This window comes from Xanthomonas campestris pv. badrii (assembly GCF_012848175.1).
Lineage (GTDB): Bacteria > Pseudomonadota > Gammaproteobacteria > Xanthomonadales > Xanthomonadaceae > Xanthomonas > Xanthomonas campestris_C.
The window spans coordinates 3,320,427-3,333,788 of record NZ_CP051651.1 but is presented as its reverse complement, the minus strand read 5'-3'; the positions used below and the strand labels follow the sequence as shown (position 1 = coordinate 3,333,788).

Genomic DNA, 13,362 nt, shown 5'->3' with positions numbered 1-13,362 from the left:
TGTGAATCATTCCCATTAAAATGGTGCGCTGCCGCGCTTGCGTGGTGCGTCCTCCCCCCTTTGTTCGCCGTCCGGCACTGCCGTGATGGTGCCCTCGACTGTCTGTGCCGGAGTTGTGATGAATCGTCCTACCGTAATGCGTCTCCTTCCCATTGCGCTGCGCCCACGCGCGCTGTCGCATGCGGTGATCGCCGCGCTGTGCACCCTGTCGGCAGGGCAGGCGTTGGCCGAAACGCTGGCCGGCGATGCGGAGGTCACCACCCTGGATCGGCTCAATGTGCAGGGCGAGCAGGCCAAGGGCTACACGGTGGAAAAGACCACCGCCGGCACGCGCATGAACCTGTCGCTGCGCGAGATTCCGCAGTCGGTCACGGTGGTCACGCGCGAGCGCATGGACGACCAGAACCTGCAGAGCATCACCGACGTACTCAACAACGTCTCCGGCATTTCGGTCGCGCAGAGCGACAGCGAGCGGCTGGAGTTCTACGCGCGTGGTTTCTACATCGACAACTACCAGTTCGACGGCATTCCGGCGTACATGGAACAGGCCTGGAGCTACGGCGATTCGGCGCTGGACGTGGCGTTGTACGACCGCGTGGAAGTGGTGCGCGGTGCGACCGGGTTGTTGACCGGCTCGGGCAACCCGTCGGCGTCGATCAATCTGGTGCGCAAGCATGCAGTGAGCCGCGACTTCACCGGCACCGTGTCGGTGGGCGGCGGCGACTTCAACAAGACCCGCAGCGTGGCCGATGTCACCGTGCCGCTGAGCCCTGAAGGCACCGTGCGTGCGCGCGTGATCGGCGTCTACCAGGACGGCGAATCGGACATGGATCGCTACAACCTGCGCAAGAAGATCGGCTCGGCGATCATCGACGCCGACCTCACCGACAGCACCTTGCTGAGCGTGGGCTACGAATACCAGAAGAAGGAATCGGACGATGTCACCTGGGGCGGTTTCCCGCTGTTCTTCAGCGATGGCACCCGCACCAACTACGAGCGTTCGTTCAACCCGGCCGCCGACTGGACGTTCTGGGACACGCGCCTGCAGCGCACCTTCGCCAGCCTGCAGCAGAGCTTCGACAGCGGCTGGTTGCTGAAGGCCAATGTGAGCCACGAGAAGACCGAAGCGGCCAACCACCTGTTCTATCCGTTCTACACGATCTTCGGTTTCGACCGTGCCACTGGCGGCGGCGTGGTGCCTTATTCGGGCAACTACCAGACCGAGCGCAAGGCCGATGGCGCCGATGTCTATGCGGAAGGTCCGTTCCAGCTGTTCGGGCGCGAGCATCAGTTGGTGGCCGGCGCCAGCTACAACCGCCGCGAGTACGTCAACAACGGCACCTTCGACTTTCCGGCGCCGCTGACCAGCTATTTCGGCTGGAATGGTGCCTATCCCGAGCCGAACTGGAGCCCGCGCACGGTGCAGAGCGAAGGCACCATCAAGCAGAAGGCCGCCTACGTGGCCGCACGCTTCTCGCTGGCCGATCCACTGACGCTGCTGGTGGGCGCGCGCTATACCGATTGGCAGATCGATGGCGGCAACGCCGATGCGGCGCAGGGGCTAGTGCCGTTCTCCGATAGCCAGACCGAAGTCACCCCGTACGCCGGTCTGGTCTACGCCATCGATGATGTGTGGTCGACCTACGTCAGCTACACCGAAATCTTCAACCCGCAGACCTTGCGCGATGCCAACGGCGGCTACCTGGATCCGCTGAGCGGAAAGGGCTACGAAGCCGGCGTCAAGGCCGCGTGGTTCGATGATCAGCTCAATGCTTCGCTTGCCTTGTTCCGCATCGAGCAGGACAACCTGGGTGTGGCCACCGGCGGCTTTGTGCCGGGCAGCAGCGAGTCCGCGTTCGTGGCCGCCAACGGCGTGGTCAGCGAAGGCTTCGATTTCGAGGTGTCCGGGCGCCTGACCCAGGGCTGGAATGCCACCTTCGGTGCCTCCCACTACACCGCGCGCGACGACAGCGGCACCTCGATCAACACCCATCTGCCGCGCACCACCCTCAAGCTGTTCAATAGCTACACCCCGCAAGGTGCGTGGAGCGACCTGACCGTGGGTGGCGGCGTCAACTGGCAGAACCGCTCTTACTACGTGGACCCGATGTACGGCACCTTCCAGCAAAGTGCCTACGCCTTGGTCAGCGCATTCGCGCGCTATCGCCTGTCGCCGCAGTTCTCGGTGCAGCTGAACGTCGATAACCTGCTCGACAAGCGCTACTACGCGCAGTTCAACGGTGGCTATGGCGCATGGGGCGCCTCGCGCAACGGCATGCTGACCTTCAACTACACGTTCTGAGGAAACACGGCATCGGGCGTCTGTGACGCCCGATGCGTGAAACCGGCACAGGCGTCCTGCCGAGGAGGCCTGTGCTGTTTTGTTGGCCTGCGCTGTTGCCGCGCGCACGCATGACAGTCGTTCAAGGCACCAGCGGCTGCAGATGCGGTGCCATCACCTCCGCCACCCAGTCCATGAAGGCACGCACGCGCTGCGGGAGATGACGGCGCTGCGCATACAGCAGGGTGACCGGCATTGGGTCGGCAGCCAGTTCGGGCAGGATCTCCACCAATGCACCGCTATCCAGATGTGGGCGCAGCGGGCTGGCCGGAGCCTGGATGATGCCAAGCCCGGCCAGCGCCGCGGCAAGATAGCCATCGCCGTTGTTCACCGTGACCGGCCCACGCATCGGCAGCAACCGGTAGGCCTGACCATCGTGGTATTCGAAGCCCGGCGAGCGTTGCCCCAGCGTTGGCACGTAGTGCACCAGATCGTGCCGGGCCAGATCGTCCAGGCACTGCGGTGTACCGCGAAGGGCGAGATACCCGGCGCTGGCACAGCTGACGATCCGGAACGCGCCCAGCGGACGCGCGACCAGGCTGGTGTCTTCCAGCGTGCCGACCCGCAGCACGCAATCGAAGCCTTCGCGCACCACGTCCACGCGGCGGTCGGTGCCGCTGATCTCTACCTCCAGCTGCGGGTGCTGCGCGAGAAACGCGGGCAGGGCCGGAATCACGAAATTGCGTGCGATGCCGGCCGACATATCCACCCGCAACCGACCGCGCAACTGGCCGCGCTCGCGCTGAAACATGCCTTGCAGCTCGTCCATGTCGTCCAGCAGATCGCGGCTGCGCTGGTAGAACGCGCTGCCATCGCCGGTGAGTTGCACGCGCCGTGTGGTGCGATGCAGGAGCTGGGTGCCTAGCGAGGCTTCCAGCCGTTGCACGGCGGTCGACACGCTTGCCTTCGGCAACCCCAGCGTTTCGGCTGCCTGGGTGAAGCTGCCGAGTTCGGCCACGCGCAGGAAAGCGCGTAGCGATTCCATGGTGTCCATCGATTGGTCGATTATCTTGAACGGTGCAATCAGCGTGAGCCGATTTATGTGCCACAGCAAGCGCAATAGGCTGCAGGGACTTACCGACGGAGCACTTCCATGTCCACCACTACCCCCATCACCGTGATCACCGGCGGCAGCCGCGGCCTGGGCCGCAACGCCGCACTCGCGCTCGCTGCGGCGGGCAGCGATATCGTGCTGACCTACCGCAGTCAGGCCACGGAAGCGGCCGAGGTGGTTGCGCAGATCCAGGCGTTGGGGCGCCGCGCGCAGGCCATCCAGCTGGATGTGGCGGAGGCCGAGACCTTCGCCGCGTTTGCTGCGCAGCTGAAGGACGTGCTGGCCGGTTGGGGCCGCACGCAGTTCGATGCACTGGTCAACAACGCCGGTACCGGCCTGCATGCGGCCATTGCCGACACCACGCCTGCGCAGTTCGACGCGCTGGTCAATCTCCATCTGAAGGGGCCGTATTTCCTGACCCAGATACTGTTGCCGCTGATCGCCGATGGCGGACGCATTCTCAACGTCTCCAGCGGGCTTGCGCGCTTTGCGCTACCGGGGTCGTCGGCCTACGCGATGATGAAGGGCGGGGTGGAAGTGTTCACCCGCTACCTGGCGAAGGAATTGGGTGCGCGTGGCATACGCGCCAACACGCTGGCACCGGGCGCCATCGAAACCGACTTCAATGGCGGCAGCGTGCGCGACAACGCGCAGATCAACGCGATGGTGGCCTCGGTGACCGCGCTGGGCCGTCCCGGCTTGCCGGACGATATCGGCCCGGTGGTGGCGGCATTGCTGGCGCCGGGCACCGGCTGGATCAATGCGCAGCGCATTGAAGTCTCTGGCGGAATGTTGATCTAGCATCGCTTCCTGTCAGTCATTGCCTCGAATGGAAAAGCGCTAAAGATTAGCAAGTTCTGTCAATCAAAATAAATTATTTATTGTGAATTTTTGCGAAAAATATTTTTTCGAGTGACGCGAATTATTTCAATCGTTGCAAGCCGCGGATTGTGCTGCTGAGGCTCTTTGCATAAGGGGTATGTAAATTTAATTATATTTATCGGCTGAGATTGGAGTGATTGAGTTTACGGCGAGCGGCACTTGCGCTGGCTGTCTTGTTGCCCTAGATTTTTACCGCTATTTCGGTTCGGACAAGGAGATTATATGCTAAGCCAGCTTCGGTGTCTGTTGCTCATTGCAGTGGCGTTCCAGGCTGCAAATCCAAATCAAGCCAGTGCTGCAGAGAAAAGCCTAGACCCCGCCAATCTGATTCGTGGGATGGGTGAGAAAATTCCAGCGGGTGGAAAGAATATCAGTCTGTCGCCTTTGTTCAAGGTTTATTCTTTTGAAAAGGATGGGTTGAAATATGTTCAAATCAATTCATTAAAAGATGAGGTGCTGACAGTCATTGTGGTAACTCCTGGTGCCCAGCAGCAGCTTCCGCTTGGCTCGGCTGCTGAGACACCGATGGTTGTAGTCGATGATGCGAATGCAAAACCACTGGGGATGGTGACCGCTTCTGCGACCTGTCCTTGCAGTAGCCAGGTTGTCTATGACGACGCTTACGTTCGTATCGTGGTCGTGTATGGGGCAAATGGCGAGTACATCCAGACCATCACGATCAACAAGGGGCGAACACCGAGTCCTCCTGCAACGTAGATGAGCTGAAGCCATTTGCTCAGGGACTGCTCGGTATGACCGAGCGGTTTGGCACCGGAACGTAGGAGGGCCCGGTAAGAATGCGCTTCAAAAATCGTGCATTACAAGACTTCGCATCGGTCTTGCGATCAAAGCGTTTGGGAGTCAATAGGTATTTACGATCTCACGGTAACGCTTGGTCGCCATGCAATACCGGATAGGGATTCAATGCCTCGCCCTTCCACCACTGTTTTTCCGGCCCGAGCCGATGGATTTCGAAATGCAGATGCGGTGCGGCCGGATTGGCGTTGCCGGTGCTGCCGACATAGCCGATGACCTGGCCGCGCTTGATCGTTTGCTTCTCTGTCAGGCCGTCGGCGTAGCGCTCCAGGTGCGCGTAGTAGTAGCAATAGGTGCCGCCGGGCTCGAACTGATACACGGTCAGGCCGCCGCGCTCGCTGGTGAACAGCTTTTCGACCGTGCCATCGGCCACAGCCAGGACCGGTGTGCCGGAGGGGGCCAGGATATCGATCGCATCGTGCACACGGCCTTCGCTGCGTGCATCGGTAAAGGTGTCCTGCAGCTGGTTGCTGCCGACGCCCTGTACCGGAATCAGCAAGCCGGCCGTTGTCGCCGACGTATCTGTCACCGGAGCGGGAGCGGGTGTAGCCGACGCCGCGGCGACCGCTGGTGTCGTACTCGCAGGTACAGGAGTCGCAGGCATTGTCTCCGGCGCTGCAGGTGACGGCGCCACGGCGAGGTCCATCCCGGTAGACGGCGGTACAACCGTGCTCGCGGCCGGCGGTACCTTCGCTTCCGGTGCATGACGTTCCAGCCACCAGTAACCACCGGCGCCGATCGCCACACCCGCGATCAGGATCATCAGCAGCTTCATGGCTACTCCTGCATCACCACCGGCACCGATGGGCCCACCACGCTGGCCAGGTTCACCACGTCCCAGTTGGTCAGGCGCACACAGCCGTGTGATTCGGTCTTACCGACATGGCCGGGTTCGGGCGTGCCGTGCAGGCCGTAATGCGGTTTGGACAGGTCGATCCACACCCGGCCGACCGGGTTGTTCGGACCTGCCGGAAGCGTGGCCTTCTTGTCGCTCTTCTTGGCATCCCAGAACAGCTTGGGGTTGTACTTGAACACCGGATCGCGCGAGATGCCGAGGATCTTCCAGCGGCCGATCGGCAGCGGGTCGTGCTTGCTGCCGGAAGACACCGGGAACTGCGCATACACTTTGTCGTTTGCGTCAAACAGCCGCAGCGTCGAGTCGGACTTGTCCACCACCAGCTTGGCCGGTTTGGCCAGCGGCGCAACGCCATCGATGTTGGGCACCTGGATCACGCCGCCGGCCTTGCCCAGGTCCACGCCCGGATTGAGTTGGCGCAGCAATGCAGGAGCGGCGTGGAAGCGCTCGCCCAATGCTTCATCGACCGACGTATAGCCCAGCGCGGACAGCTTGGCCTGCTCGGCCGGGCCTTTGGGAATCGGCTGGAACGGCCCGGCGACATCGGCGTCGGTCAAGGTGTATTGCACCAGCGCCGGTGTGGTGTCGGCCTGCAATGCTTGCCAGGTGGCGTCATCCAGTTCGCCGGTGACCTTGATGTCGTGCGCTGCCTGGAACCCGGAGACCGCACGCTTCTGGTTGGAGCCGCGCTCGCCATCGATCTGGCCGGGCGAAAAATGCGCACGATCGAGCAGTACCTGCGCGTGCAGGTCCGAACGCGGACCGGTTTGAACGGCCTTCGCCGCAGGCGTCGCAGTAGTGGCGGGCAAAGCTTGCGGCGCCTGCTGTGCCAGCGCCGGCAATGAAGCGCCGAGCGCCAGGGCGAGCAAGCAGACACGAGCGTAAGAGCAAGGTGGCATGGGCAGGTCCAGAAGATGCATGGGCGCACCTTGCCGCAGCCGGCTGCGTTTTCCGTGTGAAATGGCTGCACGCGGACTGACTGGCGGCACCCTGCGCGCATTGACTGCGTGACAGCGCAAGACCACGCATCCGCTCAGCGCGAGTTCTCTGGCCCGACGTTTCATACGTCAGGACGCCACACGGCGCAGGCCTTCGCACGCGCGACCCGGCCGGGCGGCGTGCCTGCGTCATCTTTATGGCGAACGCAGCTGCGCCCAACCAGTAGCCATGCAGCAGCGTTCCCGCACTAGCGAGGAACGCCGCTCGGGCGTCGCCGTCCCGTTGCCCTCAGTAGGTGTAGCCCAGCGTCAGCATGTACACCCGCCCGGTCTGCACATAGGCGCCGTCGGCGCCGGGATCGTAGGCCATGTAGCGCTTGGACTTGCCCTGGGTTTCGTAGAAAGTGGCTACGTTGAGCAGGTTTTTCGCCGATACGCCCACGTCCACATGGTGTGGCAGATGATACGTGGCGTTGAAGTCCAGCGACTTCACCGGCTGCAGGTAGTAATTGAGCCGGTCGGTGGTGAGGCCCAGCAGTTGCAGGCCGGTGTAGTTGTAGCTCAGGTCGGTACGCAGATGCGTGTCGTCGTAGAACAGGTCCAGGTTGTAGAGGCGCTCCGGGGCACGCGGCAACCAAGTCTTTTCCGGTTGATCCGCGCGCCTGCTGTCCGCTTCGCTGTGCTGCAGGGTGACATTGGCGGTGACGCCAAGATTGCTCCACAGCCCGGGCAGTTGCTGCAGGCGCTTGCTCGCTGCCAGCTCCAGGCCATAAAGCGTTGCGGTGCCGCCATTTTGCGGCATGGTCACCGGTACGCCGTTTTCGAACGTGGTGCCGGTGGGTACCAGGCCGCCGAGGGTGTTGTCGTTGCTGGTGGCCGACTGCGAGGTATACACGAAGCCGGTAATGCGCTTGTAGTAAGTCGAGGCGCTCAGCACGCCGCCCTGGTGATCATAGAATTCGGCAGACAGGTCTGCATTGTCGGCCTTGCTCGGCTGCAGGTCCGGATTGGGTCTGGAGATGCCCACCACCCGTTGCGTGTCGTCGATGGTGTACACGGTCTGCCCGGAAATCAGGCCGAACGCCGGGCGGCTGAAACTGCGACGCAACGACGCGCGGTACACCGTGAGCGCATCCGGGCGATAGTTGAGGCTGACGCCGGGCAGCACCTGCCCATAGGTGCTGCCATTGCCGACGAAGCGCCCGCTGGCGCCATCGCCGCTGGATTGCCAGGCGTCGGCCGAATACCGCGTCAGTTCATAGCGCACGCCGGGCAGCACGCTCACCGCGCCGAAGTGCAGTGCGGCCATCGCATAGCCCGAGGTGATCGCCTCGGTGCTGGAGGTGGTGTTGGCGTTGTAGTCGTTGGCGGTATAGGTACCGGCGCCATTCGGATCGTCGATGTACTTGTAGGGCACTGCCTGCGCGCGCATCCAGCGGCGGTCCAGCAGCTTGAACGCACCGGTGTAGTGGCCGTCGAAGGCATTGTAGGTGAGGCGGCCAGGAATCGCGCTCAGCGGCGGGCCACCGGCGGTGGGAAAGGCATAGTTGGGGCCGCCGAAATACGGCCCATTGGTGACGAAGTTGCCGTCCTTGTGGAAGAACGGATGGTCGTATGCGTCACGCTCGGAGTGATCGGCCGACAGGCCGACCTTGACGCTGTCCAGCACATCCCCGTCCACGCGGTAGGTGATATCGGTGTGCAGGTTGACGCGGTTGTCGTGACTGCCGGCATCGTGGCCCTGCACCTTCCACAACAGCGACGAATCCAGGTTGTAGAAGAAGTCCTTCAACGCCTGGGAGCTTGGTCCGATGCTCGGGTAGGTGGGGTCGCTGAGATCGAAGGCGAAGCTGCCGGGCGTGAAGCCATACAGGCTGGCCGACACATAGTCCGGCCGGCTGCGGGTGCCGCGGCCGAACGCACTGCCGTAGTCGAAACGCAGCCGGTCCAGCGTGGTGTGCCCGCCCAGTTGCAGCGTCGCCAGGGTCTCGTCGATGTCGTGCGTATTGAAGTAGCCGCCGCGCACGGCAGTGGGCTGGTTGCGGAAGGTCTCCAGGCGTGCGCTGGACTGGTCCTGCTGCCCGGTGACGCCGTAGCTGCCATAGATCGCGCGTGCGTACACCGCGCTGGTGTCGCCCTGCCAGTCCAGCGACAGGTTGCCGCCATAGCGTTCGACCTGGCTGGTGTAGAGGCTGTACTTGTAGCGGGTGCTGATCAACGGCCCCACATTGCGCAGGTCGGTGGCGTTGGCAAGCGCGGGGTCGGCCGGCACGTACTTGCTGTTGGGCGCCGGTGCCTGCGCCATGGTGTTGTTCTTGCCGTAATAGGCAGAGGCGTAAATGCCGAACGCATGGGCGTCGCCGAACGTCCAGGCCAGTTCCTGCTGGAGGGTGCCGCCGCTGTCCTTGCCGCCCAGATGCGTGGCCAGGTCGTTGCGCTGGCCGCGTGCGGTGGTCTTGGCATACACGTCCTGCGCGAAATCGAACGCGTTGGGTGTCCGCATGTCGATCGCGCCGCCGATGGAGTCGCCGGGCATGTCCGGCGTTGGCGATTTGGACACCTGCACCGACTGGATGCCGAAGGGTGCGAGCATGTTCAATGAAATGGCCCGGGTGGAGGAGTCGGTTTCCGGCATGCCGAAGCCGTTGAGCGTGTAGGCGTTGTAGCTCGCATCCATGCCGCGGATGCTGACGTAGGCGTTCTCGCCGGTGGTGGCCTGGCCCAGATGCATGTCGCTGTACGCCGACAGCCCCGGCATGTGCGCCACCACATCGGCAATGCCGCCGGACGGAATGGCATCGATCTGCTGCTTGCTCAACACGCTGTTGACGCTACTGGACACGCGTTGCTCGTCGAGCGAACCCGGCGCGGCGGCATGCGCGGCCTGCACGTTGACCGAATCCAGGGTGGTGGTGGCTGTGCGCAGGTCGGGATTTTCTGCAAACGCCGGTGCGCACAGCGCCAGGGCGATGGCGCAGGTCAGGCGATGGAAAGGACGAAGATGCGGCATTGGAAAGACTCACTCGAGGTGGGGAAGGGAAAGGCCCGGTCCGGCACGCGGACACAGCCAGGTCTGGCCGACGCCATCCATTGCGACAGGAGGTGATTTGCGTGTGGGCGGCCGCGGCGCGGTGCGCGGCGCCGCCGATCAGTGGCTCAGGTCGACGCCCTTGCACAGCGTCTGTGGCCGCTGCGGATTGCAGCGCGCCACCGCACCGCCGGCAAAGCGCACCACATAGCCGGAGCTGGCCGGCGCGTTGACGGGAAAGTCGGTACTGATCAGCTGTGCGCCGCTGGCCAGCATGCGGTCGCGCCGCGTGGTGTCGTTGGCCTGCACTTGCTTGAGGTCGGCATCGGCGCGCGTACGCACCAGGTAGCCGGCCTTGACCAGCTGCGTGATCTCCTCGGCAGGGCCGTCATTGCGCTCGATGAACGCGGCATCGTCGGCGCCCGGCACTGCATTGGTGAAACACACCCGGCCGCGCAATGCCGGATGGCCGGGAAGATAGCTGGCGCCGGCGATGCGTTGATCCAGCAGGAAGATCACCTTGCCGCGCGCGGCCTGCAGGGGTGGCCAGCCATGCACCAGCACCGCTGCATTGAGCGTGCGCGCGCTGCCACGCACCTGATCTGGGCTGATGTACTCGCCGGGCTGGAACACCGAGCGCAGCTCGGCATCCAGGGCGTCCATCGCCTTGGCGTCGAACGGCTCGGGCTGCACGGTCGGAAACGCCGCCGGTATCGGTGTCTGCTTGGTCTCCAGCAGGATGAAGACAGGCACATGGCCAGGGTGCTGCCGTGACCATGCGCGTACTTCCTGCAGGCAGGCCACCAACGGCTGGCAGTTGCTGCGCTGGTCGATGTCCTGCACATGCATGACCTTGAATCCGGGCTTGTCCATCACCCCCTCCGGCGCGCTTGCCGGCGCGGCTGCAAGCCCGGCCTTGGCGATCTGCGCAACGATGGCAGGATGCGCATAGCGCCCACCCCGCGCATCGGCAAAGACGTCCAGTTCCAGTTGTCGCACGCCATCGTCCAGTTGCCTGGTCAGTGCCGGATGGCGGTAATCGAGTGCGGCAAACAACGCCGGATCGCGTTGCTTCAGCACCGCCGCCTCGCTGGGCGCGAATCCGGCGTGGTAGCTGTTGTGGCTGCCGATGTATTGCAGGTCGGTGAGGTGGGGCGCTGCGCTCGCCACAAGGCTGCCCAGCATCGCAACCGCGAAGGTGATGCCGGCAGCTACAGTCCTTCGCTTTTCGCGCGCGTCATTCGCGTCGCTGCCGGTGCGGGAGATGGATGCAGAAACAGCGGAAAAACCAGGCATTCAGAGCGATCCGGACACAATGTGATCGCCATCATCCTGGCCCAGTCTGACGCATCTCTTTCCGCTGTATGTCCGTGATGCGTCAGTCCGTTGGCCTGGTCGCTATCGAACGCGCCGAGTCGGTGAGTCAGCTGCTACCGATCTGAAGCTGTTTGGCGCAAGGCATGTACGAGCAGCCGTGCCTGCACGCACTCGCCAGGACTGCGCGGCGCATCCAGCGCCATGCGCCGCAGGCACGCCGCTTCGTCAGCCTGCAACGTGCCGCGTGCAAGCACGGCGCGCGCCACGGTCGCGGCCTTGCCGGTCGCACTGGCCGTTGCAGCCTTCAGCCAGGTCAAGGCGCGCAACAGCTGCTGCTCGATCGTGGTGAAGTCGCTGCCCAGCGGGTAGTCGGGCAGGCTGCCGTCGCGGCGAAACGGGGCCAGGGCCTGCTCCAGCGTTTCGGGCGTATTACGTTGCGCGCGTGCAGCCAGTTGCGGTGGAGTGCGTAGCTTGCGCGACCGCGTCGCCTGCGCCAGCAACGTGTCTTGAAAGCGGGCATCGCAGATGCCGGCCATCTCCAGGACGCATTGCTGATCGGTCTTGTGCCGTAGGTCGGCAATGCCGTATTCGGTGATGTAGAGATCGCGCAGGTGGCGTGGAATGGTGGTGTGACCATAGTTCCAACGCACATTGCTGGCCGCCTGCGCGCCGGCATCACGGGTGGCGCGCAGCATCAGCGCGCTGCGTGCCTGCGGCAGCGCATGCGCCATCGCCACGAAGTTGTACTGGCCACCCACACCGGACACCACGCGTCCATCCTCCAGACCATCGGACACCGCCGCCCCCAGCGCGGTGGCCATCATGCAGGAGTTGAAGAAACGCGCGTCGTGCCGTTGCAGGCGTTCCAGCGCTTCGTTGCCACCATAGAGCTGGTTGATCTCGCTGATGCGGCGCATGCCGATGGCATTGCGGGTCTGCGCGTCGCGTGTGCGCAACCACTGGTAGAAGTCCGGCGAGCCGAGATAGAACGCGCCATGCAGGAATTGGCCTTCGCGTGCCAGGCGCGCTTGGTCGCCGGCATCGGCACTGCCATCGGCGATGCGTTGCATCAACGGCAGGTCGTCGTGCACCTTGCGGGCGATCACGCCACTGTCCACCAATTGCTTGAAACCTTCGTTGAGCATTTCGCTGCAGCCATACAGGCCGATCGCGAACGGCTCCAGCCCGCCGCTGGCCTGCACGGCCGGATGGGTTGCAAGGTCGGGGTCCAGTGCCTGCAGCACGCGGCGATAGGTGGCGTTGTCGGTGTGGCGCAGGACCAGCGCATGGCTGAGGGCATCGGCCAGCGTGCCGATGCCGATCTGCAAGGTGCCGCCATCGCGCACCAGGGTGCTTGCGTACAGCCCGATGGCGTAATCGACGCTGCTCACCGGCTGCCGCGGCAAGCCGAACAGGCGCGGCGAGGGGCCGGGCAGGTCGATGATCAGATCGAAGAACGCCGCGTCCACCGCAGCGGTGCCGCCGATCCAGGGCAATTGCGGGTCGACCTCGGCCACCAGCAACGGGCGTGGCAGCCCCAGCGACTGCACCGCGTCCAGGGTGTCCTGGGTGATGTCGTTGTTGCACGACAACGACAGCCGGGTACCGCCAGGTTCGCGTGCCACCTTCTGCACGATCAGGTTCGGCGCCCGCTGCGCCACTGCCGCCGCCGCGTGCGTGTAGTTCAGGCTGGTGTAGGCGGCCTGCGCCTGCGTCGACTGCAACAAGCCACCGGATTGCATGTAGAACTCTTCCACCTGGACATGTGCAGGCAGGGCGTCGCGCAGCATGGCATCGACATACGCAAGGCGCGGGAAATCCTCACCGAAGTGGCGCGCGATGAACGGCGCCGCAAAGCGTGCCTGAAGTCCGCTGCCTGGCCCGGGTGGATTGAGCGAGAGCGCGGTGTACAGCGCCAGTGGCCGCGACGGGGTGTCCTTGAGCGCTGCGTACAACGCGTTCAACAGCCGGTGCGGCTTGCCGATGCCCAGCGGCGCGCCAACGCGCAGGGGGCCGTCGATGTGGTGCAGGATGTGGGCGACTGCGGTGTCCAGCGCGGTGACGTGCATGCTCATGCAGGCGAGCGTAGCCCAAACGCTGTAGTGGAGGCGCTGACGGCGGTCGGGTGCG

At 64.0% G+C, this 13,362-nt stretch carries 9 protein-coding genes; 3 read left to right on the top strand and 6 right to left on the bottom strand.

The window, feature by feature from the left end; translation table 11 throughout:
• The first annotated feature begins 118 nt into the window (after positions 1-118).
• Entirely contained in the window at positions 119-2,302 is a 2,184-nt protein-coding gene (gene fhuE, locus HG421_RS14040; protein WP_169706901.1) for a ferric-rhodotorulic acid/ferric-coprogen receptor FhuE, read from the top strand.
• A gap of 121 nt (positions 2,303-2,423) precedes the next feature.
• On the opposite strand, the gene HG421_RS14035 is transcribed toward fhuE, so the two are convergent.
• The gene (locus HG421_RS14035; RefSeq protein WP_169706900.1) at positions 2,424-3,401 is read right to left on the bottom strand and encodes a LysR family transcriptional regulator; all 978 of its coding nucleotides are present in this window, start codon (positions 3,399-3,401) and stop codon (positions 2,424-2,426) included.
• A gap of 33 nt (positions 3,402-3,434) precedes the next feature.
• On the opposite strand from HG421_RS14035, the gene HG421_RS14030 reads away from it, so the two are divergent.
• Both HG421_RS14030 and HG421_RS14025 read left to right on the top strand, forming a co-directional pair.
• On the top strand, positions 3,435-4,196 hold the full coding sequence (locus tag HG421_RS14030; RefSeq protein WP_169706899.1) for an SDR family NAD(P)-dependent oxidoreductase: 762 nt from the start codon (positions 3,435-3,437) through the stop codon (positions 4,194-4,196).
• A 303-nt stretch (positions 4,197-4,499) separates the two neighbouring features.
• Positions 4,500-4,994 (top strand): hypothetical protein, encoded by a 495-nt coding sequence (locus tag HG421_RS14025; RefSeq protein WP_169706898.1) that lies wholly within the window; start codon positions 4,500-4,502, stop codon positions 4,992-4,994.
• Between the two features lie 163 nt (positions 4,995-5,157).
• Here HG421_RS14025 and HG421_RS14020 read toward each other — a convergent pair whose 3' ends face one another.
• The 5 genes from HG421_RS14020 to HG421_RS14000 all read right to left on the bottom strand — a co-directional run bounded on the left by HG421_RS14020 (position 5,158) and on the right by HG421_RS14000 (position 13,307).
• The gene (locus HG421_RS14020) at positions 5,158-5,868 is read right to left on the bottom strand and encodes a M23 family metallopeptidase (protein WP_169706897.1); all 711 of its coding nucleotides are present in this window, start codon (positions 5,866-5,868) and stop codon (positions 5,158-5,160) included.
• Between the two features lie 2 nt (positions 5,869-5,870).
• A complete protein-coding gene (locus HG421_RS14015) occupies positions 5,871-6,848 on the bottom strand; it encodes a L,D-transpeptidase family protein (RefSeq protein ID WP_169706896.1) in 978 nt (325 codons plus the stop codon).
• A gap of 328 nt (positions 6,849-7,176) precedes the next feature.
• The gene (locus tag HG421_RS14010) at positions 7,177-9,897 is read right to left on the bottom strand and encodes a TonB-dependent receptor (protein WP_169706895.1); all 2,721 of its coding nucleotides are present in this window, start codon (positions 9,895-9,897) and stop codon (positions 7,177-7,179) included.
• 138 nt (positions 9,898-10,035) lie between these two features.
• Positions 10,036-11,100 carry a phosphatidylinositol-specific phospholipase C1-like protein gene (locus HG421_RS14005; RefSeq protein WP_248279383.1) on the bottom strand — a complete coding sequence of 355 codons (1,065 nt, stop codon included), beginning with the start codon at positions 11,098-11,100 and terminating at the stop codon, positions 10,036-10,038.
• Positions 11,101-11,345: 245 nt separating this feature from the next.
• A complete protein-coding gene (locus HG421_RS14000; RefSeq protein ID WP_169706893.1) occupies positions 11,346-13,307 on the bottom strand; it encodes an acetyl-CoA hydrolase/transferase C-terminal domain-containing protein in 1,962 nt (653 codons plus the stop codon).
• Between the last annotated feature and the right edge of the window lie 55 nt (positions 13,308-13,362).